Genomic DNA, 24,357 nt, shown 5'->3' on the forward strand with positions numbered 1-24,357 from the left:
TCTTTAGATTATTCACGGATATTTATTCGAGGTTAAGATCTTTTACGCCCAATACTTCTGTGGAAATTTCTCCTAACCATCCTGCTTCTGCACGGATAGCCGTATGTACTTTTATAAAGTTGATCCCGGTGAGCTTCACCGGTTTACCGGTTTTATCTACTGCCCAGTCCAGTTTTATTTTCGCATCACTATCATCATTCGCGTGGTTATCTGCATAACCCCAGGAGAAAGCGGGCGATACATAGTAAGGAGAGAACGGATCGCTGGAAGTATTTTTGATGTTGAGATCTGTTAGTTTAGTACCGGTAAAAGTGATGCTGTCGCCTTTCCACTGCGGGTAGTATGACTGATCATGAAATACATTTTTTGAGAGATAGCCGGTGTGCCCCTGGTTGTCTTTCCAGCGGATATACTCTGTATCGCTGGTATACGGATCATCCGGATTAGTAACCCTGTCTTTTGCTTCGTTAGGTTTATAGTAAGTGATCTGGTAATTCTTTACCGTTTTGGAACTGTTGTATTCCGAACCGGCAATTTCGTACCATTCATCATCGGGTAAGCCGTTTTTATTGGCGTCTACAGAAACGGAGATAACGCCGGGTTCTGCAAACTGGTTGAAAGCATTGCCTAATACGATGAAAGAATATTCGCCGGGTACATTTTTGATGGTATGGTCAAAGCCCATTACTACATAGCCACCGAACCCGCCGAGGGAAATCATGTTTTCCTTTCCCAAAGCAGCCAGTGCGTAATCCGCCATCTGTTTGGCAGAATCGCCTTGCTTCCATACGGGCAGTTCATTGGTAAATTGTCCGGGTGCGGGGAAGTATTCAAAAACTTTGGTCACCTTGTTCAGGAAAGGACCGGTAGGCTCCGGATCTTCTATGGGCGGCGTTACGTCTTTATCCTTGGAACAGCTGCTTACCATAACAGCGATGAACGTGGCGGCGAGTAGAAATTTACTTTTCATTTGTATAGATTTAGTTGGTTATGATTATTTGGTTGCAAAAACAAATGCAATGTGTGCAGGGATTTCACCCGTGGTGACCGACCATTTCTTTTTGCCCGTTTTATCAAAGCAGTAAAGGGTTCCGGAAGACACATAGTCCTTCGCATCCGTTACAAGAATTTCTTTGGTAGCCGGGTTTACCGCTACGCCATAAGGCATCCGGATGGATTTATCCGTACCATCGGTAATGAAATTTGTGTTTAACACCGTTTCTGTTTTTACGTTTACCATGTTATAGGTGATGGTCCATTGACCGGTGTTATAGCTGAAAACAGAGCCGTATACATAAGCGGTGTCGCCGGAAATGCACAGGTTGCTCACCGGGATATCAAATTGTTTCTTTACCGCATCTGTTTTGGTGTCTATCACAAAAAGGCGGGATGGTGTATTGTAATAATCGCCGCGGGAAGTCACATAGATATCGCCATCGTTGTCGGCCTTGAGACGGTCGAGGTTAATAGCCACATCAATCTTTTTTATCTCTTTAAAAGTATTCAGGTCTATTACCGACACGGTGCGGTCGTAATCAGGTGCGCGGTAACCGCCGGAGTTGGCTACGTACAGCTTGTTGCCTACTACAGCCATTTCTTCCGGTTGATAGCCCACAATTACCTTGCGGGTAATTTCCAGTGTAGCCGTATCTATTTCTGCCACAAAACCGATGGGCGCATTGGGCTCTACCACTACCGGGCCGGCATAGGAACTAACATATGCTTTGCCGTTGGCGAAAGTTATATAGCGGCAGTTGAGGATGTCGATTTGTTTGATCCGTTTGGTGCTGGCTGCGTCCATTACTTCTACCTTATTGGAAATGTTGATCACCGCATACAACTTTGTACCGTATGCTTCTATGTCATTGCCTACATCGCCCAGTTCCTTTACCGCAGTGGGATTGGCAGTAGCATAGATATTACTTTTGTAGACGCCTGTAGTATAATCGTAATAATCCAGGGAAGCTTTATTACTGCCCATATTGCCTTCATTCAGGAGATAGAATCCATTGAGCAGAGATCCGGGTGTGGCTGTATCTACCGGTGTTACTTCGGGCGGAACAATCCTTTCTCCCTTCCGGCATCCGGTGATGGCCAGTGCTGCCAGGGCGGCCACCCATACTGCATTCCTTAATTGTTTCATCATGTTTATTAAATATTCACGGTTAAGATGAAGCGGTAATTCCTTCCCGGCATGGGGTAGCTGATCACCACTTCATAGAACTGGTTGGCGAGGTTGTTTACCTGTGCCGTTACATGGAACCGGGTATGTTTATAATTGAATTGTTTACCCAGTGAAAGATCGCTGGTATACCAGGGTTCCACGTAGTTCTTTAACTTATTTTCTTTGCTGTTGTATCTTTCCCCGGTATAGATGAAGCTGTAGTTGGCTTCCCATTGTTTATAGTCGGCGCCGAGTATGAGCGAGCCGCTGTGACGGGGAATATAAACGATCTGATCGCCGTAGAAGCTGTCGGACGGATCAGTGAAATCCTGTGCGCGTTGGTAGGTGTAAGTGAGGCGTGTACTGAACTGCACCTGTTTTTTTATAAGCCACAGCGCTTTTGCTTTTACATCCACGCCTTTTATTTTTACAAATCCCAGGTTCTCCATTTGCCAGCTGAGCATGCTGGCGCCGGGAACGGCTACTATCTTATCATTTACTTCGTTGTAATAAGCGTCTGTTTCAATACCTGCCTGTGTGATCCAGCTGTTGGCAAAGGTTTTATTCCAGGTGAATCCCACATCGTATTGTGTGGCGAATTCCGGCTTCAGGAAGCGGTTGCCGATCTCGGTATAATACAGGTCGTTAAAAGTAGGCATGCGGAAGATCTGTTTGTAAAACCCGCGCAGCCGGAAATCCGGTGAGTGCGTGGGTTGCCACGAAACAAATACTGCCGGTGTAAATTTCTGCTGGTATGGCGCCGATGCATTTTTCTTTACCGTTTCATTTACGAAGGTACCCAGCAGGCTGGCCTGTGCGCTGAAGCGGTTGAAGCTGATATTTGTGGCGGCGGCAGTCAGCGTTGTATAACGGGTAGGGTAGCTGAAGTTGGTAAGATCGGCATCCAGGCGGTTCCATTGGAAGTCGCCGGAAGCCGCAATGGTCCACCAGTTGGTAAGGGCATACTGGTGCGCCATTGAGAAATACATTTCATATTGGCGGTAGTGGTTATCGATATAAAGCCGGGCGGTATCAGGCGCCAGGAAGCGCGTATAGTCGTAAGCGTATTTTCCGTTCAGCAGGATGCTGTAACGTTTGGTGATATCTTTCCGGAAGCTGGATTGCACAAAGATGTTCTGATCCCATTGGCGGTCCACATGCCCGAATACGCCGTTGACGATGAATCCTGGCAGCCCGCGTTCCGACTGGTAGTAATACACTTTGGTGCTCCATTCGCCGCCATTCAGCAGGCCATTGAATCCACCTTCCACGCGCACGGCATTGATATCGCCGTTCTTCCGGTAAGCGCTGGTATCATATACCAGGTGCCCGTTTTCATCGCGTTTCTGGTAAGAAAATTTATACCTGCCGGTTGCATTGATCCATTCGGTGCTGAAGGAGGCAGAAACTTTGCTGCTGATCTTTTGCTGCCACAGCAGGGAGGGGTTGAACAGGCCAAAAGAACCGGTTTTTATAGTGCCTCTGAGATGTGTTTTTTCTCCGGGTGCAAATTTGGGTTTGAGAGAAGTGAGATAGATGGCGCCGGCTGATCCAAAGTCTTTCGCCGGCTGGAATATGTTACTTTTCTGCCCGTTGTACAGGGCAATTTCTTCCATATTATCCAGCGAAAACCGGCCTAGGTCTACCTGGCCATTCTGGGCGTTACCCAGTTGGATGCCATCATAAAATACGCCTACCTGGTTAGTGCCCATGCTGCGGATATCAACGGTTTTGAGTCCGCCGATACCGCCATAGTCCTTTACCTGCAACCCGGCGAAAAAGCGGATTGCATCTGCCACGGAGTGACTGCCCAGCCGCTCCAGTTCTTTCGCCTGCATTTTCTGCCCGGGGCTTACTTCCCTGGCCGTGCGCGGCGCTGTAACGGAAACCTCCCGGAGGTCTTTGGATGTTACACTGTCGGCCTGTTGTGCAAAGGCAGCAACTACTCCGCAGAGCAATAACAGCAACATCCCGGCGGCTTTCGCCGGTGTTTTGAAACGCATCATTCCCAAGCTTGTTAATGTTCCATCAACAGCTTTCGCAATAAGAAAAATAATCAGGAAAGAGACAAGATACGGGGGATACCCGCAGATTGAATTTATTCCCAAGCTTCATTCCACGAAAGCTTAAAAAATCAGTCGTATGGCAGGTATTCTGACTTATCTCTGCTTCAGGCGACCTTCCCATTGAACGTTCAACAGTGGTCTGATTGGCGATGCCTGAGCATTATATGAGACTTACAGCAGCGGGACTGTCCGGGATTTTCACCCGAGTTCCCTTTTAATCAGGCATATCCGGAGTGGACATACCTGAACCATAGCGGGGCAAAAGTAGGTTATTATTTGATCGATTCAAAACATGGGACAGATATCCGGACGGCAGGCAGCTTGCCGGTATCTGAACTGATCATGTGGAAACCTGCATTCACCAGTTCTTCGAAATTATGCCATGTTGGGTTGGTGGGGAAACAAATCCGCCGTTTTTGCCGCTTTTTGCCGGATTATGCCAGGCCCTTTTTATTGATAGTGTATGGGGAGTGTATGGAGAGTGTATCATGAGTGTATGGTGAGTGTATGGGGACTGTATGGGGACTGTATGGGGACTGTATGGGGAATACGATGCATAGACGACTCCTAAGTATCCGAGAAGTATCTGAGAAGTATGCGGGAAGTATGGAGGGAGTAATATCATCTCCCAGCGGCAGCTGCTTCCTCGCAATTATCTTTGCGCCTGGTATCAATGAGATACTGGATCTTCCATCCATCGGGGAGCTTCACCATTTGAAAGGAGTCCACCCCGCAGTGGGAGAACTGTCCTTTGAAAAAGAAGCGGTAGGGCGTCCATACGGAAGCCAGCCGGCCATCTATCAGGATGCTGCCAAACACGATACGCTCGTCGGCCGCATTGAGCGGCAACTTGCCTATAAACGACGCAAATTCATGGATAGTAGTAGTACGGATGGTATCCTTACCTGCTTTGGTTTCCGCTACCGACTGCAATACTGCTCCCGGTGCGAAACAGGCGGCTACTGCAACGCTGTCTGAATTATTCATGGCCGTGAACAACTGGTTAATAGTGGCTTTCACTGCTTCTTCCTGCGATTGGGCATAGAGTGAGGTGCTGATGATGGTTAGTAGGAGGCTGAATATAACAGGGCGCATTTTTTTTCTTACAATATACTGAATTGTTCCCGGCGCGCTAAGGGATGATTCCTTTTTCTTTTAAAACATTTTCCTCGTTTTCATGACTAACGTACATGATTATTTTGAGTGCATCATTAACGTGATATAAAATGTAAGTAATCTCAAATTCAATGATCTCACTTGGATTTTTTGAGTAAACAGCTCCCCACCTCACCAACGCCCTGATATAATATTCCCCCATCGGCGATGTTTCCACTTTAATGACTTTCATTTCCTGCATGCCAATCTTCCGGTTAAATTTAAACATCTCTTCCAGCCATTGCGTGAACTTTTCATCGTTCTTGAAAGTCATGCTTCCTGATGGCCCTGCGGCCATAAAGTTTTCTGCATAGCAGTTGGCGATGATACCGGCGTCGTTAGCTAAGGAGGCACGGCCATAAGCAGTAAAGAAGTCTGTGAATGATGTCATAACGGATAGTTTTTTGAGAGATTGGGTTTATATTTTTTTCTACAAAAATTATTCCCCGTAACAAACAGGAAGACATTGCTCTAATGTTATCATGAGCCAATTTGTACAACGTTACTAATTATATATGGATAACAATTTTGTCTTATTTTTAGCAGAACTTCTTAAATTATTTCTGCATGAAGATTTTCCCTATACTGCTGATACCAGAAAAGACGGATAATGAATTTGAACAGATTTTTGCAACCTGGACAGATAGCGGTGGAACTATAAGGCGATTGGGGAAATATTGGGTGAAGGATGAAGTTTTGGCAAAACAACCGATCGCAATTTATGGAAACCAGACATTTGCGTTGGTACTTGCACAGATTTATGATGTAGACCTTCTTTCTCCGGATGATACATTAATAGCCCGGTTGGAAAACAAATGGATCAGGCGGCATATTGAGTTAAAACAAGTAGGACAAGTTGTAGAAAATGACTTTCCCGTTTTTATTAAACCCGTTGTCCCGAAAATATTTACTGCCGGCATTTTTCAGACCATATCTGATTTCAGACAGATAACAACAGGTTTGCCAGACAATGAAGAGATTTTAGTGTCATCAGTTGTAGATGAAATTCAGGCGGAAGCGCGGGCCTTCATTATGGATGGTGTGATTAAAGACATTGCCTTATATGAAGGTGCTGCTGACCTAACAGAAGGAAGAGCTTTTTTGAGAGATTTTATGAATAGTCACAAGACCCTGCTACCGAATGTCGTTGTTGTTGACATAGCTTTTAATGAATCAATAGGTTGGTTTGTTCTCGAGTTTAATGCCTGCTGGGGCGCAGGGCTTAATAATTGTAACGCGGGAAAGGTAATTGATTGTATTATAGAAGCAACAGTGAATAAGAATTCTTAAAACAATAAAGCCGCATAAACCCTAAGATTTACGCGGCCTGAAATACATTACTTTATAACAATCTCCGCTACCACCGGCAAATGGTCCGATGGATACGGCTCATTTACCACACTACTGCTTTTCACCGCAAACCCCGGGGCGTTTGTCCACATAATGTGATCAATCACCCTATTGGGGTTGTTCACCGGGATAGTGAACCCGCAACCAGTACAGGAAGGAGTGAACTTCTTCAGCAATACCTGGTAAGAAGCGCTTTCCGGTTGGCAGTTAAGATCGCCTGCAAGGATGAAGGGGACAGATTTGGCGGCTGCAATTTTGTTGATCTCAGCTGCCTGTTCATCTCTCACAGCTGCATTACTAACATCCATATGGGTGCAGGCGAAAACGAATTTTTTGCCGCTACGTAAAGTGATATTTGCCAATGCTACTACGCGATCTTCACTGGCGGGATTCGCTGTTTCCGGCAGGTGTACGGTTTGCGTACCGGTTAAAGGAAACTTCGATAAAATGGCTACGCCGTATTCGCCGCCATCATGATCAATGGCTTTGGCAAAATATACCTGCATACCGGTTTTGGCGGCCAGTTGCGCAGCCTGGTCAATACTGCCGGAGCGTTTTGTATTTACATCTACTTCCTGTAACGCTACGAGGTCGGGTTGTTGGCCGTTGATCACATTGGCAATGGCATCTACTTCAATTTCACCTGTTTTGCTCTTTGTAGGAGGATTACAGTGGTGAATATTATAAGTCATGATCCGGAGAGTATCGCTTGCCGATGCTTTGTAAGAACAAGCACACAACAGGAGAAAAGAGAATATTTTCATGATGTAAGTTTTATGTAAGCATTATTCCCAGCCGGGATTTTGTGGTCCGAGTGCAGGATTGCGTTGCATTTGGGTCAGCGGAACCGGGAACAGGTAGTGTTTCGGATCTACAAACTGCCTGCCGGTCATTACAATAATATAGCCGTTGGCATCTGCTGCCATATTGCTTACCTGTGATGGCACTGCGGCCAGTGATTTCTTCATCCCCTTCACATCAGCGGCCAGCAGGCTGCCCTGTTTCCAGCGGATGATATCGTACCAGCGTTGTCCTTCGCGTGCCAGCTCAATCCTGCGTTCTCTCCGGATCTCTGTACGCAGATCCTGACCATTGGCCGCCAGTTCTGTGAGTATCATCCTCTTCATGCCTACCCGGTCGCGGAGTTTATTAATGGTGAGGTCTATATCGCCCTGTGTGAGCGTACCTTGTTCCATTTTGGCTTCTGCATAGGTTAACAGCACTTCTGCCAGCCGCATCACATGTATATCGTTCTGATCTTTACTTACCTGTGAAACGGTGCTTACTTCTACGTATTTGGTGTAGTAATAACCGGTGATGGTAACGCAGCCCAGCTTATCAGACACAAATTTTGGCGCAGTAAAAATAGCCGGATTGGTATTAGCAGGGTTGCCATCTCTTTTACCGCCCCAGGTGGCGCCGGGAGCAAGAATGGTTTGCTTCATGCGCGGATCGCGGTTCTCAAAAATATTAGCATAGGTATCTTCCTTGTACAGCGGCGATTTATCGATGGTAAGTCCATCACTGCAAAGATACGCATCCACCAATGCTTTGGTGGGATTGTAGCGGGATGCCTGGTCGGGTACCTGCGATTCACGGCTGATGTTGTGCATACTTACATCGGTAAGATTGATGCGGGCGGCAATGGTTTCTTTATTCGCGCCGGCGCTGAGTTTACCTTTGTAAGTGAACAGGTCGTAGTAGTCCTGCGCAGGTTTGCCCGTGCTGTAAAGGGAATATACGTTGAGGTCCATTACATCTTTGGCTGCTTTTTCGGCTACATCCCAGCGACTGTCGTACAACGCCATGCGGGCTTTGAAAGCAAGTGCGGTGCCTTTGCTGAAGCGTCCCAGCGTGGGGCCGGTTTGCCGATCCTTTTTCATCATGCCGGCGGCTTCTTCCAGTTCGGACAGGATAAAGTCGATGATTTCTTTGCGTTTGTTACGCGGACCATACAGTTCATCAATGTTCAGTGGTTTGGTTACCAGCGGAAGATCGCCAAAGTAAGATACCAGGTTCATGTACATGTAAGCCCGGATGGTTTTGGCTTCGCCGGCCATCTGGTTTTTTATTTCCTGTGAAACGCCGGTGGCGCGCTCGTAATTGGCAAGGAATACATTACACTGGCGGATACCGGTGTACTGACTGCGCCATTCTGCATCCACTGCGGAGAGGTCGGGACCGAAGTTGCCGCTGCCAAAGATACGGTAGGTATCTCCGGTGGAAGAGTTGATACTGTTGTCTCCCATCTGGTCCATTGCCACGGTATTATTGTTCTTCACGTTGGCATAAAGCCCGTTCAGCGCCAGTGTCAGCTGTTCTTCTGTTGTCCAGTACGTTTCATCAGATATAGCATCCAGCGGCGTACGGTCAAGGAATCCTTTCCGGCAGCTGGTAGATGTTACCGCTAATAACACGCAGGTATATAGCAATATCTTTTTCATAATTATTTAAAATTGATGTTTAAACCAAATACAAATGTTTTCACCTGTGGATAGAAACCACCGCTGCTCACCGGTGTTTCCGGATCATATCCGTAAAAGAAGTCGGAAGCAGTGAACAGGTTGTCGGCAGAGAAATAAAGCCTGAAGCGGTCTATCCTCAGCTTTTCGGTAACACTTGCCGGAAGCGTATATCCTACCTGGATATTTTTTAACCGGAGATAGGAAGCATTTTCGAGCCAGAAGGTCGACAGGCGCTGGTTATACGAGTAACCATAGGCAAGCCGCGGATAGCTGGCGCCAGGATTTTGAGGCGTCCAGCGGTCCAGGTGGATCGGCTGCGGATTGGAACCATCGTTAATAAAAGCATGACGCGCAGCACTTGTGATCCATCCATCTGCTTTGCCTACTCCCTGTAAAAAAAAGCTGAAGTCAACACCTTTGTACGCAATATTTCCTTTAAAACCATAGGTATACCGGGGGATAGCGCTGCCTATCACCTGGCGGTCGTCTGCTGCGGTGATCTTTTTATCATTGTTTAGATCCTTATAAATGATATCACCCGGCATCATAGGATAGCTGGCATCATAGGGAAACAGCGGCGTGTATTTGTTGGTAGCGGCATCGTAAGAGTAATCAGAGATCTGCGAAATACGGTCTGCCACAAAACCATAAAACGCATCAATCGGCTGACCCACTGTTCTGATCTGGTCGGCAATAGTAGCCGGCGCATTGCCTAAGCTTATCACCTCATTCTTTACATCAGATAAATTTCCGCTTATGCCGTAACTGATATCACCGATCCTGTCCTGCCAGCCTACCATCAGCTCCCATCCTTTGTTGCGCACTTTGCCGGCATTCTGGTAAGGGTAGCTGCCATTCATGCCAAGTACATCCGGCAACGGAACCCGGAGGAGAATGTCGTTGGTGTTGTTGATGTAGTAATCTGCCGTGAGGCTTAAGCGGTTGTTCAGGAAGGTGAGATCCAGACCGATGTCCTGTTTGGTCATGGACTCCCAGGTGAGCAACGGATTGGGAATACCTGTTTGGCGGTAACCGATAGTCAGCACATTGCCGATAGGCATAGTCGCAACGGAACTGATGGAAGAAAGATATCCAAAGTCATCCTGCACTTTATCATTACCCTGCGTACCATATGATGCCCTGATTTTACCAAAGTTGATAATGCCTTCCAGTGATTTGAAGAAAGGTTCTTTCGAAAATACCCATCCTGCCGATCCGGAGAAGAACCAGTTCCAGCGCAGATCCGCGGCGAACCGGGTAGACCCGTCGTAGCGGAAGTTACCTTCCAGCAGGTATTTGTCGCTGTAGGCGTAGTTCACCCGGCCAAACATGGATTGCAACGCATTCTGGCTGCCATCTGAACCGTTGAGCGGGTTGAGCGTACCGAGGTTGATACTGCCCAGATCCTGCGTAGGCAGGTTGGTTCTGCTGGCAGTGAAATTACGGCTCACCGTTTCTTCAGAAGAAGCCGCAGCCAGCGCTTTCACGTAATGTTTTCCTGCAAAGGTTTTTTCATATTCTGCCATCCCGATCACGGTCTGGTACAGAGAAGTATAGTCCCGGTTGTCAATCTTGTTAGGATTATTGGTCTGGTAAATCAGTGAATTATCTTCGGGACTATAGTAGTTAATAGTTTTTGTAAAGATCTGTCTGAAAGAATTACTTTTCACAAGACCATACTGCCCTCTTAAACGAAAGTCTTTTGTAATATTCAGCGTCGCCTGGATGTTACCGGTAATTTCCTGTGAAGAGAAATCATTGGTGCCGCCATCTGTTACAAGAGCAACCGGGTTCACCGAACCGCCAAGATATCCCCAGCCACCAGTAGTAAATCTTACCGGTACCAGCGGAGAGATCTGGTGGGCTGATTGAATAGGGCCGCCTGTACCACTTACATCGGCGCTGGAACCGGTTTGGTTCCGGTCGATATAGCCGAGATTGGCGTCCAGTTGCAGTATGTCGAACAGCGTGGTATTAATTCTTAAACGCACATTGTGTCTTTTAGCGTTGTAGTTATCACCGGTGATAAGACCGCCCTGTTTCAGGAAGCCGTAAGACAGGTAATAGTTAATATTGTTGGCGCCACCGGAGAGGTTCAGCGTGTGGTTCTGTTGGGGGGCGCCCGACTTATACATTTCTTTCAGCCAGTTGGTATTGGCGTAATAATTCGGATCGCTGCCGTTTTTGGCAATATCAATTTGTTCCTGCGTATAGGTAGGATTATTGCCCGCATTCACTTTGGCTTCATTCAGCAGCGTCATATAATCCACGGAACCCAGGAAAGTAGGTAACGCAGTAGGTGTTTGTACGCCAAAATAATTGGTATACGTTAAAGACGGTTTGCCGCTTTTACCTTTTTTAGTGGTAACAAGAATAACGCCGTTGGCGCCACGCACCCCGTAAATAGAAGAGGAGGCTGCATCTTTAAGCACGGAAACTGTTTCAATATCGTCGGGGTTCAGGATACTGAGGTTGCCGCCGGGAATACCGTCTACCACTACAAGCGGACCGGCATCATTGAGCGTACCGATACCGCGGATACGGATCGTATTTTCATCGGAGCCGCCGGGAATGGCTGTGGCATTGATCACGGTAACGCCGGTCATTTGTCCCTGCAATGCTGAAACAACGGAGGTAGCCGGGCGGCCTTTGAAGTCTTCGCTGCTCACCATACTCACCGCACCGGTAAGGTTGGCTTTTTTCTGCGTGCCATAACCTACCACTACCACCGCATCCAGGCCCACCGTAGATGGCTTCAGGCGGAAGTTGTAATCCTGTTTACTATCTGCCGTAATAATAATTTCTTCATATCCCAGCATTTTTACAGACAACTTTTCACCCGGATTCACGGCAATCTTAAATTCACCCTTGTCGTTGGTGATAGCGCCTTTATTGGTGGTTTGATTCAATATCCTGGCGCCGGGAATGGGAACACCTTTTTCGTCGGTAACGGTACCGGTTATTTCTTCAGCTACCACCACCGGTGTGGCCTTTCTTTTAACAACAATGGTGTTGTTGTTGATCGTGTAAGTAAAAGGCTGTCCTTCAAAGCACTTGTTCAATGCTTCTTCCAGCGTGGCATTCACCAGAGTGAGTGTTACCGGCCGGGCATCTGCCAGCATCTCTGTGTTGAGCAGGAAATTGTAACCGGTTTGTTTTTTTATCTCTTTAAACACCTCCCTCAACGGGGTTTGTTTCTCAGAAAGATTTACCCTTTGCGCATAGGTAACCGCGCTTACCTGCAAAGAGAGAAAAATAACAAGAGAGAAGGAGAGCTTGACCATCCTGAGTTTCTCCCATGACAGTAGACCTGCCTTTTTCAAGGCATGAGCATTACGCTTCATAAATAAAGTTTTGTTTACGAATTATTGACCTGGCCGATATGTTGTGGACGATAGGTTAATGAATGACAGTGATTTTTCCTGCTTCTATTTTAAATTGTACTGTTCCTGTTAATGCCAGCATATTTAATACTTCTGTAACATTTTTAAAACGGGAGATACTACCCGCAAAAGATAATTTCTTTGTGCCACCGCTATATTCGATATCCACGTTGTACCAACGTGAAATTTTACGCATGATGGATGTCAGGTCTTCATCATTAAAAATAAAATAGCCATTCTTCCATGACATTACCTGTTCTATATCTGCTTTGTTCACCTTAAAACCTTTGTTCCCGGTAAATACTCCTTCCTGTCCGGGGTTTAGTATCACTTCGGTTGCCCGGTCGTTGCGCAGTCTTACTTTCCCTTCCAGTAACGTAGTGTTTATAGTGGCTTCATCCGTGTATGCCATCACGTTAAAATGTGTACCCAGTACTTCTACCTGCATTCCTTTTACTTTCACTATAAAAGGCTGCTGCGGGTTATGCGCTACTTCAAAATAGGCTTCTCCCTCCAGCTCCACCATTCTTTCCTTACCTGTGAACTGGATAGGGAAACGTATTTTACTGGCAGCATTCAGCCAGATCTTACTGCCATCCGGCAGTGTCAGGTTGTATTGCCCGCCCCGCGGAACGGCCAGGGTATTAAATACTGCCAGGGAAGTTGTTTGTGGTTTATCCGCCAGCTGGTAAATCAACTGACCGTTGCCGGACTTGTTCACCGTGGTGTTGCCCTGCGCTGCTATCTGCCCTTCTGTGGCCTTGTTCAGCTCTACTTCGCTGCCGTCGGCCAGGATAAGCACGGCCTTATTGGTACCGGGTGGAATGTCCTGTTTTAATACGGGTGTTTTTTCAATTGCTACCGCCAGCGGTTTGTTCCGTTGTGACAGATGGCCGTTAAAATACAGGAAGCCCGATGCAGCCACCAGCAACACTGCTACTGCTGCCGCTACCGCTTTCCAGGGGAACATCCGTTTTACGTTCTCTTCCCGTGCAATACTTGCAGAGAGCCTGTTGTATATTTTTTCTTTTAAGATTTCGTCGGAATGAGCTTCATCGGAAAAACAAAAGTCATCCTCATACTGCTGCAGCCGGGCCAGTTCTTCCGGGCTGCAATCCCCTTTCAGGGACCTTTCGTACAGATCAAGGTATTCTTCTTTTGTCATCACAGGCGATTCATTTACTCTATAGAGACAATTATTTTCCCTAACACACCTACTTTTTAAAAAAAAGAGTATTTTGTCAGGGAAGGAAGCACCAACAGGTGTTACAGTGACAATCAACCAGGATCAATTTCTTGATATTTCATCTTAATTTAACACGGAGGTAATTTTATTTTGTCAATTTTTGTGACATGATTAGGTGGGATGCTAACACAGCAGATGCTGATTTATGGCTTGCAGTCAGAGACGGTGAAAAAACAGCGTATAACCTGTTGTTTAACCGTTATTGGGGAAAGATGTATCAAACCGCCAACAACATACTAAGCGATCCGGAAGCAAGCGAAACAATTGTGCACGATGTATTCCTCACGTTATGGCTTAAAAGAGAAGAACTACAGATTAATCACTTTCGTAACTATATCATTTCTGCTACCCGCTATCACGTATACCGCGTGCTGAAATCGAGAAAAGTATTCCAGGTAGTAGAAGCCGAAGAACATATGGCAGCCATCGGTAATGCTGCTGAAGAAAAAATAGAGGAGCAATCTTTCCGCCGGCAACTGCACGCTTCCCTCAGTAATTTACCGAAACGCAGTAAAGAAATTTTCCTGTTGAGCAGGGAGGAACAACTCAGTAACCAGGAAATAGCAGAACGTTTGAATATTTCCAAGAGAAGCGTGGAAAACCAGATCACACATGCGCTGCAACACCTGCGACTGTATCTCAAACATTTAATGATGGTGGGAATTATGGTGCTTCCCACCTTTCTCTGTTAGATAATTGCCGTCCGGCAGGAGACATCGACCCTGCCTCGTTTGTTGGGAATAATCCAGGCAACGCAGAGTTGGAAAGACGCAAACGGACGGCAGAAGGAGGATGAGTATAAATATAAGTATCACCTGGTGGCAACCGGCTGGAAAATTACCGCCAGTGCATTAAGGTTTATTGCTTTAGATAGTGTTACATTATAGTACGGTTGCGCATTATCTTTTTTCCCAAACGTATTCGAAACCTCTGCTCCGAAAGTTAATCCGGATAATGGTTCTGTGATCCATGCCCTTGTGAAAAAGAATGCATTACTGTCTTTGGAATAAGATACTTTGGTTCCTCTTGATACGTTACTGTTTCCGGCGGTATAGCTAATGTTAAGTCCCAGAGATGCTTGTACTCGCACACTGATATGTTTATTCTCGTGATTAAATAAGAATCCCAGGACTCCCAGATAAACGTCATAAACATTGATGGGGGTTACCGAGTTAGGCGGTGTGAGTACGAGGGTGGTAGTAAAGGGTCTGTTAGCTCTGTCTATGGAATCTACCACTTTTGCAGCGGAATAGGTGGATGTTATCCGGGTTCTGCGCCAAATGAATTCAAATTGAGGAGCATAATAGAGTTGCGAAGTTTTTTCAAGGGAGCTTAATCCCCACCACAACCGGATCAGGGGGCTAAAGGATGCGCCAAGATTATCAGATACCCTGTTGGTGGTAAGGGTGGCTTCTTCTGTAAAGAACCTGGCACTATCCCCTCCAATGGGAACGGCTCTGGCGGTGTACCGTTGCTGAGTAGTATCGGTAGTAGTCATGGTCCTGTTCCCATACAGTGTTAAGGTAAATCCCCAGTCTTTTCCGGTTGAACGGGGAGCCACAAAAAGATTAGTAGCGAAAAACAGATTTTGGGCCTTAATCCCATCTACAAGGTCGAAGTTAGTGCCAATGTAGGCAAGGTAATTAAAGGAATTCAGTGTCTTTAATCCCTGTACCGTCAGTACCAGCTCTGTGTTGTCTTTAGCGTTGTTGATATTTACCTTTTTCCCGTTTTTTGTGATCTCGAAGTTCAGGAACAAAAATCTGTCCCGGTCCGATTCCTTATCTTTCTTTACGCGCAAATAGAAAGTGTACTCCTTTGCCAGTTTGTCTAAAGTTGTTGACGTAAAATCCATTGAGTAGGCTGATTTAGGCAATGTGGATTTTTCTTCATTCTCTTTAAACGTAATTGTGTAAAGATGTAGCGAGTCAGGGTTGATTTTAACTGAATCGACCTGTACGGTAATAGGGTATATTACCTCATCGCCACGGCTGATAGTATCTGTAGCTGCTTTAAAGTTTATTAATACAGATTGTGAACTGGCGGTTAAAGTAATACCTGTACAAGTAAGAAACAGAAACAGGAATCTAAGCATAATATAGGTTTGGGCGTTAATAATTGATTATTTCGGGACTTAAAAGATCATTTCAGATAATGATGGATATCGGTTCTGGTTCTGACTGAAATCATGTATTGAATGTTTCTGGTTGACAAACGACTGTTGTCCATATTTATAGGAATATATCAGATGTAATACAGATGTAAAATGTTATTATGGGGGCCAGGAATTCAGATCACGTGCTCGCTCTACAGTACTTTAAAACATAGCATCTGCTCCGATTGACGGTATAGTATATTCATCTGGAGCAGACGCTTCCATAAAGATAGGGAAAAAATAACATCGACAAAACTTTTGCAGTTATTTTTAAGCGCCGGTATTTTACTTTCGCTTCGTGGTATCTCTTTTTGTGTAAACGTAAACATCAAGCCCTCCTGCTTTCAGCTACCTCTTCCCGTATAACTGTATTTCCTTCACTGCTATCCTGCTGCTTTCAGGCTGGATACCGGTAATAAGATAACGGACATACCTCACCGCTGCATGATCGAAAAGCACCGGCTGATAATTTTGCCCGGACACCCGTTCTGTATTCTTTACACTTACCCAGTCGCTGCCATTGGTAGATACCGCAATGCTGTAAGTGTACCAGTCGCTGTCTTTTCCCCACACTACGCGGCTGCCGCTCAGCTGGTATTCATTTTTCAGATCCAGGGTGATGCTTACAGGAATACTTCCTGCGCCGGATACCCATCCTGTGGCGGTGTTGCCGTCGATAACCGCACGCAAACCATCATCCGCAGGTTGCACAAAGCCGGCTTTGCCGGTGAGCTTAATCTCCTGGAGTTGTTTGACAGGGATGGTGTCTGTATAGTACGCCGCCATTGTTTTTTTATCTTCGTGTATCCATTGGCGGTGGGCGCCATCTTTTACGTATTCATACGGCGATGCGGTTGTTTTAATCACCTTGCTGCCGGGAGCCATGCCGGCGCTTTTTACATTGATCTGTATGTTTCCTGCAGTGGCAGCATGACGGATAACACCGTAGGCAATACCTCCTTCTGTTTTCTGCAAAGCGATACCTGCTGCCGGAATATTTCCGCCTATGAGAGTGCCTTGTCCTGATACGTTGATCTGAACAGTATAGGATTGCCCGGCGGTTTCGTTGGATACAAGCGTGCCGTTCCGGTCGCATACCTTCACATAAAAAGGCGTCATAGAAAAGCCGTCGGCAACAGAAGCTGCAGCACCTTCCGGAATTTCAATTTCGAGATGATGAGGCGTGCCGGGTGTTTTTACAATATGTGTGCAGGTAGCTTTCCCATCCAGCATACCGATGGCTTTCAGTTCGCCGGGCTCGTATTTGCCGGTGTGGAAAACAAAGTAGGGGCTGCCGCCTTTGGCCGCTACAAAAGGTGCGGTACGGGCGTTTTGCTCCCTGGTTATTTCGCCGCAGAATTTGTTGTTCCTGTAAAGCTGTACAGCGTCGCAGTTGGAGAATATCATGATCGCGCTATCCAGTGCCGGCTGGTTGTTGTAGCTGCCAATATATATCATAGGGCCATACGCAGGATTGCGGGCATCCTGCATGGCCTGGAGCTGGTAGTAACTGAATTTTTCATAGCGGTCAAGATCGGTAACGCCGCTGAAAGCGGTGATAGGATCGGAGCCGCGGGTGTAGTCGTTGTAGCTCCACACAAAGTAACCGCCGATCCTGGGATTGGCATCCAGTCCGCCGTGATCCCAGTAGCCGCCCAGTGCTTCAGACGTTTCCCCGTTCAAGGCATTTTGCCGCAGTACGCATTGGTTGATCAATCCTTTTTCCGTGTACATCCTACTGGCACGCAGGCTGTTTTCTTTTTCAGCATCGGCCATCCAGGTATCGCCCCATTCACGGGTAATAAACGGGCGTGGCGGCATAGGATCGGAGCCATCTTCATTGACTACTTTATAGGAAACGTTGTAATAATCTTTACTGCGTGCATTAAAATCGTCGGCTACAAACAGCTGGTTGCCGGGCATTTCCTCCCGTGCCGTTTGTACGGCCTGCTGCATCCATGCTGCCGTGGCAGGCGATTCATTGAGAGACGTTTCCCACAGGAAAACGGATGGGTGGTTGCGGTCGCGGCGGATCATCTCCCGGATGTCGCGGTAAGTGTTTGCAACGAACAGGGAATCTTTGGAAAAGAACTGCCATCCGGGCTCGCACGCAATCACCAGCAAGCCTGTTTTGTCGCACGCATCCAGGAATGCGGGGGAGGCGGGATAATGCGCAGCACGCACTGCATTAAAGCCTCCTTTCCTGAGCTGAAGGGCATCGCGGTATTGCAGGTTATCTGTTGCCGCGTCGCCGGTGTATTCGTATGCCTGGTGCCTGTTGGCGCCACGCAGGTATAGTTTCGTTCCGTTGATATAGAAGCCGTCGGCAGCAAAGGCAATGTTTCGTATGCCCGTATACGTGATAAGGCTGTCCACCGGTGCATTGTCTTCATAAACAACCGATACCAGGTGATACAGGTAAGGATGATCGGGATGCCATAAATGAGGTGCGCTCACGGTAAGCGATTGCCGGATATCCGCATCTGCCTGTGCAGGGATATGCTGCTCACTGGCTGCTGTTGCTACCGGCATACCGCTGGTATCTACCAGCGTTGTTTTCAGCGTGGTATGTACCGGTTTACCGGAAGCATTCACGATATTGGTTTTTATGGCAACAGCCGCGGCCTCGCTGCTCACCGCAGGATAGGTGATAAACACGCCGCCACCGGCTACCTTATTGGCTTCCAGCGGATGGGAGATAAACACTTTTTCAGTAACCACCATCGACACATTCCTGTAAATGCCGCCAAAGTAGTTGAAGTCGAGCTTCGATTGCGGCTTTCCCGGTGGGATCTGCGGGTTATCTTTATTAGATACTCTCACTGCCAGCACATTATCTTTCTCAAAGTTCACATACCCGCTGATGTCTACTACAAAGCCCATATAGCCGCCTGTATGAGTAGCTATTTTGTGGCCGTTGAGATATACATCAGCAGTGGTTTGCACACCCTCAAAACAAATGGTGATCCTTTTGTTACGGGAGGAGGGCGGTACTTTAAAATATCTCCTGTACCAGCCAATGCCCTGGTATACCGTATTACCGCCGTTATGCTTTTTCTCAATACGCATTACATGCGGGATACTGATGCCCGACCAGTTTTTATCATTGAATGTTACCTGCTCCGCGCCGGTGATATCGCCTCTTTGAAAGGCCCAGTGGGTATTGAAGTTAAGAACGGTCCTGGTTTGCTGTGCGCACAAAGTGAAAGGAAGAACAAAATAAACCAGCAGACCGGTAATGAAACGATACATGTGAGTACTTTTTGAGCAAAAAAAAATCCCGCTCATCTTTCAACTCGCGGGATTTCGTTTGATTGTTACAGTTGTATTAGTAGCCTGGATTTTGTGTCAGGTTTTTGTTGATATCCCTTTCTGCCTGTGGTACGGGCCAGAGATAATCCCTGTTTTCCACAAAGGTGCGCTGCTCTACGGCGATATGATCCCCGCTGAGGGTGAGCTTACCATTGGTAGGGTCTACAGTGCCCAGCCGGGCGCCATATACCGTGCCGGATCTAACGGCGGTGCCTATCTTCCAGCGCTGCACATCGTACCAGCGTAAGCCTTCCAGTGCCAGTTCCACCCTGCGTTCGCGTCTTACCAGTGTACGCATTTTATCAACGGTGTTATATACTGTTCTGTCTACCACCGGCATGCCTGCACGGGTTCTGATAGCGTCTATCGCATCATACACGGTATTGTCAATAACACCTGATTCAATTTGTGCTTCTGCATAAGTGAGCAGTATTTCTGCGTAGCGGATCACAATCATATTCAGGCCGGTGTTCCACATATCCGTATAGTCGGAGAGGTTAGACGTGAATTTTTTCGGGATATAAGCCGTTTTGGAATTGTTATCCCCGTTATAATAATCGCCGGATGTGTTTTGAATGGAGTTGTAGTACTTACCTTCATACAACTGGCCAGGGCACACGATGGTAGCAGTTAAGCGCGGGTCCCTGTTATTATACGGATCATTTTCGGAATAGCCGGATGTTGGATCAGTGATGAGTTTACCGTTTTTCATTTCGTAGGCATCCACCAGCGCCTGTGTAGGATCGAGGGAACCCCAGCCGCCAAAAGAAGAAGATGGCATTACGCCGATATCGGCATTGGGATAGTCATTCTCTTTGTATTGTACATCGAGGATCACTTCTTTATTGTTTTCGTTCTGGATCCGGAACAGGTTCTGGTAGTTTGGAAAGAGTTCATAACCCAGGGTCATTATCTTTTTACAATCAGCAATACAGGCGGCGTAATTTTTATCATACAATTCCATCCTGGCTTTGAGGGAAAGCACAGCGCCCTGTGTAATACGGCCAACCTCACTACCACTGTAGCTTACCGGCAGGGTAGGCGCAATGGCCTCCAGTTCGTCCAATACAAATTTGCGTACTTCAGTAGCAGCTGTGCGGGAAATGGTATTGGCTTCTTCTGTGGTAACAGATTTTTTAGCCAGTGGTACATCTCCGTAAAGCTGTGTCAGGGTGAAGTACTGGTAAGCTCTCAGGAAACGGGCTTCACTTTTAAACTGTGTTTTTAAAGTTTCGTCCATCGGCGTTTTATCAACGTTTTCCAGGAACCAGTTGCATTTCTGGATGGTGGTATAGCTCCAGCGCTTGGAGGCACTGGTATTGGCAGGTGTAATGTTGCCATTGCCATAGTCCGTATAGCCTTCCCAGTAATACTGGCTATACATATTATCGCTCACAGCATCCATATAGAGCAGGGTATAATCGCCTTCCCAGTCTTTGTAACAGCTGTTCAGTGCAGCCTGCGCGTCGTTCTGCGAATTCCAGAGCGATTCATTGCTATAGGCATCAAGTGGTTGCCTGTCGAGGAAATCTTTGTTGCACGCGGATTGCAGCGCAGCAGAGAAGAGTATTATATAGAGGATGTTCCTTTTCATGATGTTGATTGCTTTTCGTTAAAAACTAACATTTACGCCAAACGTGTGTACTTTCACCTGCGGGTAGTAGTAAATACTGCTGGTAATAGATGCTTCCGGATCTATCCATTTATACAGGCCGTCGAAGGTGAGGATGTTTTGTCCGCTATAGTAGAAACGTACTTTGTTGATACCAATCCTTTTCACCACTCTTTCCGGCAGTGTATAACCCACCTGCAGGTTTTTAAGACGCAGGTAAGATCCGTCTTTCACCCAGAAGGAAGAAGGCGTGCCGCCAGGATCGTTCTGCGTATAGCCGTTCCAGATACGGGGCAAAGCAGCGGAAGTATTTTCCGGTGTCCAGGTATCCAGTAAAGCGGAAGTAGGTTTACCCGCAGAAGAACTTACACTGCCCAGTTTACCGGCATCGATGTATGTTTTTACACCGGCAGCGCCCTGCAGGAAGATATTGAGGTCAATATTTTTCCAGGAACCGCCCAGGTTAACGCCAAAGGTTACTTTTGGGAAATAGTTGCCCAGGTATACTTTGTCGGCGCTGTTAATGGTGTCATTGCCGTCCTTGTCTTTATATCTCAGATCGCCGGCAGCTGTTCTGTTGGATTGATAAGGTGATTTGGACACTTCGTCGGCCGACTGGAAAATGCCATCAGCTTCGTATCCGTACAGGGAGTTGATCGGGTAGCCTACCTGTTTAAAGGTATAGCCGTCGATAATCGGACCAGTTCCGTGAAGGTCGGTTACTTCATTTTTGATAAAGGCTGCGTTCGCAGAGACGTTGTATTTGAAATCACCTGCGTTATTGGCGTAGCTGAGTGAAAATTCCCAACCTTTGTTAATTACAGAACCTGCGTTTTGAACTGGTGCATTCAAGCCATATACTGCACCAACCGGTACGGACAGCAGGATATCAGAAGTGAGTTTATGAAAATAGTCTGCGGTAAAATTTAACTTTCCATCCAGGAATCCAGCATCTACCCCTACGCCTGTTGCTGTGGTGCTTTCCCATTTGATGTTTTCATTGGCGCCATTGACCGGCGCTACACCGGCAGCAATAGCAGCGGCGGTACCACCAAAAGTATAGTTCTGGCTTCCGTTGATAGTGGCAATATATGGATAGTATGGATAGCTTGGGTAATTGGTGTCATCCTTACCGGTAATGTACTGGTTACCCAGCTGTCCCCACGAACCTCTTATTTTAAGATTGGAAACATACTTCTTCAAAGGTGTGAAGAAGTCTTCCCTGTCTATGTTCCAGCCTGCGGAGAAGGAGGGGAATAGGCCCCACCTGTTGGCAGAAGAGAAGCGGGAAGAACCATCATACCGCAGGTTTGCTTCAAACAGGTATTTACCGTCGTAATCGTAGTTTAAACGGCCAAAGTACGACTGAAGCGCCAGTTCGTAGGAGTAACCGGTGGTTTTCTGTCCGTCTGTTGAGCCCAGGTTAATATCAGTTAACTGGTTATTCAGGAATCCTTTACGGTAGCCGTCATCAAAGCTGAATTTGGTCAACTCCTGGGAGTAACCACCCAGTATTTTGAAGTTATGTTTACTGAAGGATTTAGTGTAGTCCAGTAATGCCTGTTGTGTAACCGTGTTGCCAAAGCTGTTTTCATCTGTTACATAACTGGGCCCCTGGTAGAATGTTTCATTACCGGCGGCATCATAATACTGCTGATCAGCAATGAACTTTTTGTTATGAGCGATCTTCATCACATAGGCAAGGGAGGGCTTGAAATGCAGTCCTTTCACAATTTCCCAATCTGCGCCCACATTACCTATCAGGTCGTAGTTATTGTATTTATTCAGGCTGTTTCCTTCCAGCCATGCCATCGGGCTACCATCTGAAATATAGCCATAGTGACCATTTTCATATTTGTAAGGAATGGTAGGGGAGATGCGGTTGATTTGTCTTACCAGCTGCGTAAAATCGCCCGTGTAAGGGTTGCTGGGTTCATTTCTGCCGGAAGAAGTAAAGGCGATATTACCGATTATCTTTATTTTGTCGTTGATGTTAGAAGTGATGTTCAGCCTGCTGGTGTAACGTTTTGCATTTGTTTTTTCAATCAGGCCATTCTGATCAAATACGCCTAAAGAGAAAGCGTATTGTGTATTGTCGCTACCGCCGGAAACACCTACATAGTGATTCTGTTGCAGGCCGCTGCCCTGGTAAAAGAGGTCGAGCCAGTCGGTATTGGGATATTTAAAAGGATCGGAACCATCTTTGAACTTCTGGATTTCTGCATCTGTCCAGCGGGCTGCTTTTCCTTCATTGCTCAGCGCCTGGTTGTATAATGTGGCTGCCTGCCAGGAAGGCAAAAAGTCCGGTAAGCCGGTAGCCTTTTGTTTACCTACATACCCGGTATAGGTAACCTGTGGCGGGCCTTTCCTGCCTTGTTTGGTGGTGATGAGAATAACGCCGTTGGCTGCACGGGAACCATAGATAGCAGAAGATGCTGCATCTTTCAGTACCGATAACGTGGCAATATCGTCGGGGTTAATATTATTGAGACTACTCAGGTTAGTAACTACTCCATCTATCACAATTACCGGGTCGGCATTGTTTAGTGTACCAATACCGCGGATACGGATTTGACCTGCATCACTGCCTGGTTGTCCGCTCTTGGCGGCTGTTACGGTAATACCGGGCATTGTACCCTGTAATGCGTTACCCAGGCTTGTTACCGGCCTGTTAGTAAGTTGTTCTGTACCGATAGAAGTAACGGAACCGGTGAGGTTCGCTTTTTTCTGTGTGCCATAACCCACTACCACAAACTGTTTCAGGGCGCTTACATCCGGCGCCATTGAGATGTTGATCTGTGTTTTTCCGGCCACCTTGATTTCCTGGGAGATATACCCGATACTGCTTACTACCAATACCGCGTTCTCCGGCACATTTGCCAGCTGGAAGCTGCCATCCGGTCCGGAAACAACCCCTTTCTGGGTGCCTTTTACAACGATGGAAACACCCGGAAGTGGCGCCCCGGTATCATCTATTACCTTTCCTGTAATGGTAGCAGGAAGAGGTGCGGCTACCGGCGCTGCTGCCGGTTTTTCGTTTTTTGTAATGAAGATGGTATTGCCCTGGATTTCAAAGCTCAACGGCTGCTGACGCAATACTGCTTCCATCGCAGCCTGTGGCGACGCATTTTTTATGTCTACCGAAACAGGATTGCTGTTCTTCAGATCATTTTTATCGTAAAAGAAAACATAGCCCGTTTGTGCTTTAATCACGTTCAGCACTTTCTGGAGACTCACCGCTTTGGCGGAATAAGTCACCGTTTGGGCGCTGCCCTCAGCGCTTACCTGCAAGGCAGCAAGGAGCAGCAGAAAAGAAGTTAGCTTCATAACTAACAAAGTTTTGGTTGAGAGCCCCGCAAATTTCCAATATCTGCGGGTACCGGAATTACAAATAGCCTTAAGTTGCATACTTTTGCAATGTTTGGTTGAATTAATAAATAATGTTTACC

General features: G+C 46.8%; 15 protein-coding genes and 1 riboswitch. Of the genes, 2 read left to right on the top strand and 13 right to left on the bottom strand.

Annotation, left to right across the window (positions count from 1 at the left end; translation table 11 throughout):
- Nucleotides 1-22 precede the first annotated feature (22 nt).
- The 5 genes from V7S65_RS00850 to V7S65_RS00870 all read right to left on the bottom strand — a co-directional run bounded on the left by V7S65_RS00850 (nt 23) and on the right by V7S65_RS00870 (nt 5,776).
- Nucleotides 23-970 (bottom strand): hypothetical protein, encoded by a 948-nt coding sequence (locus V7S65_RS00850; RefSeq protein ID WP_079468696.1) that lies wholly within the window; start codon nt 968-970, stop codon nt 23-25.
- Between the two features lie 24 nt (nt 971-994).
- On the bottom strand, nt 995-2,146 hold the full coding sequence (locus V7S65_RS00855; protein WP_235015886.1) for a DUF5074 domain-containing protein: 1,152 nt from the start codon (nt 2,144-2,146) through the stop codon (nt 995-997).
- A 5-nt stretch (nt 2,147-2,151) separates the two neighbouring features.
- Nucleotides 2,152-4,170: a TonB-dependent receptor gene (locus V7S65_RS00860; RefSeq protein WP_336386538.1), complete on the bottom strand. Its 2,019-nt coding sequence runs from the start codon at nt 4,168-4,170 to the stop codon at nt 2,152-2,154.
- A gap of 121 nt (nt 4,171-4,291) precedes the next feature.
- Nucleotides 4,292-4,498, bottom strand: a riboswitch (cobalamin riboswitch).
- 353 nt (nt 4,499-4,851) lie between these two features.
- The gene (locus V7S65_RS00865; RefSeq protein WP_079468694.1) at nt 4,852-5,325 is read right to left on the bottom strand and encodes a nuclear transport factor 2 family protein; all 474 of its coding nucleotides are present in this window, start codon (nt 5,323-5,325) and stop codon (nt 4,852-4,854) included.
- Nucleotides 5,326-5,362: 37 nt separating this feature from the next.
- Nucleotides 5,363-5,776, bottom strand: coding sequence for a hypothetical protein (locus V7S65_RS00870; RefSeq protein WP_336386537.1), 414 nt, complete (start codon nt 5,774-5,776; stop codon nt 5,363-5,365).
- 176 nt (nt 5,777-5,952) lie between these two features.
- Here V7S65_RS00870 and V7S65_RS00875 point away from each other — a divergent pair, with 176 nt between their 5' ends.
- Nucleotides 5,953-6,675 carry an ATP-grasp domain-containing protein gene (locus V7S65_RS00875; protein ID WP_111580555.1) on the top strand — a complete coding sequence of 241 codons (723 nt, stop codon included), beginning with the start codon at nt 5,953-5,955 and terminating at the stop codon, nt 6,673-6,675.
- A gap of 47 nt (nt 6,676-6,722) precedes the next feature.
- Here V7S65_RS00875 and V7S65_RS00880 read toward each other — a convergent pair whose 3' ends face one another.
- The 4 genes from V7S65_RS00880 to V7S65_RS00895 are packed head-to-tail and all read right to left on the bottom strand — an operon-like array spanning nt 6,723 to nt 13,748.
- Nucleotides 6,723-7,499, bottom strand: a complete 777-nt coding sequence (locus V7S65_RS00880; RefSeq protein ID WP_336386536.1) for an endonuclease/exonuclease/phosphatase family protein — start codon at nt 7,497-7,499, stop codon at nt 6,723-6,725.
- Between the two features lie 21 nt (nt 7,500-7,520).
- The gene (locus tag V7S65_RS00885) at nt 7,521-9,179 is read right to left on the bottom strand and encodes a RagB/SusD family nutrient uptake outer membrane protein (protein ID WP_336386535.1); all 1,659 of its coding nucleotides are present in this window, start codon (nt 9,177-9,179) and stop codon (nt 7,521-7,523) included.
- 2 nt (nt 9,180-9,181) lie between these two features.
- Nucleotides 9,182-12,544, bottom strand: a complete 3,363-nt coding sequence (locus V7S65_RS00890; protein WP_336386534.1) for a TonB-dependent receptor — start codon at nt 12,542-12,544, stop codon at nt 9,182-9,184.
- A 55-nt stretch (nt 12,545-12,599) separates the two neighbouring features.
- A complete protein-coding gene (locus V7S65_RS00895) occupies nt 12,600-13,748 on the bottom strand; it encodes a FecR family protein (protein ID WP_336386631.1) in 1,149 nt (382 codons plus the stop codon).
- A 188-nt stretch (nt 13,749-13,936) separates the two neighbouring features.
- Here V7S65_RS00895 and V7S65_RS00900 point away from each other — a divergent pair, with 188 nt between their 5' ends.
- Nucleotides 13,937-14,521, top strand: a complete 585-nt coding sequence (locus V7S65_RS00900; protein WP_336386533.1) for a sigma-70 family RNA polymerase sigma factor — start codon at nt 13,937-13,939, stop codon at nt 14,519-14,521.
- Between the two features lie 119 nt (nt 14,522-14,640).
- Here the strand turns inward: V7S65_RS00900 and V7S65_RS00905 are convergent, their stop codons facing one another.
- The 4 genes from V7S65_RS00905 to V7S65_RS00920 form a co-directional block, all read right to left on the bottom strand.
- Nucleotides 14,641-15,924 carry a hypothetical protein gene (locus V7S65_RS00905; protein WP_336386532.1) on the bottom strand — a complete coding sequence of 428 codons (1,284 nt, stop codon included), beginning with the start codon at nt 15,922-15,924 and terminating at the stop codon, nt 14,641-14,643.
- Nucleotides 15,925-16,332: 408 nt separating this feature from the next.
- Nucleotides 16,333-19,236 (bottom strand): glycoside hydrolase family 2 TIM barrel-domain containing protein, encoded by a 2,904-nt coding sequence (locus V7S65_RS00910; RefSeq protein ID WP_336386531.1) that lies wholly within the window; start codon nt 19,234-19,236, stop codon nt 16,333-16,335.
- Nucleotides 19,237-19,312: 76 nt separating this feature from the next.
- Complete coding sequence (locus tag V7S65_RS00915) at nt 19,313-20,890, bottom strand: RagB/SusD family nutrient uptake outer membrane protein (RefSeq protein WP_336386530.1); 1,578 nt, start codon at nt 20,888-20,890, stop codon at nt 19,313-19,315.
- 18 nt (nt 20,891-20,908) lie between these two features.
- Complete coding sequence (locus V7S65_RS00920) at nt 20,909-24,235, bottom strand: TonB-dependent receptor (protein WP_336386529.1); 3,327 nt, start codon at nt 24,233-24,235, stop codon at nt 20,909-20,911.
- Nucleotides 24,236-24,357 lie beyond the last annotated feature (122 nt).

Source organism: Chitinophaga sp. CCNWYY40, assembly GCF_037483205.1.
Taxonomy (GTDB): domain Bacteria; phylum Bacteroidota; class Bacteroidia; order Chitinophagales; family Chitinophagaceae; genus Chitinophaga; species Chitinophaga ginsengisegetis.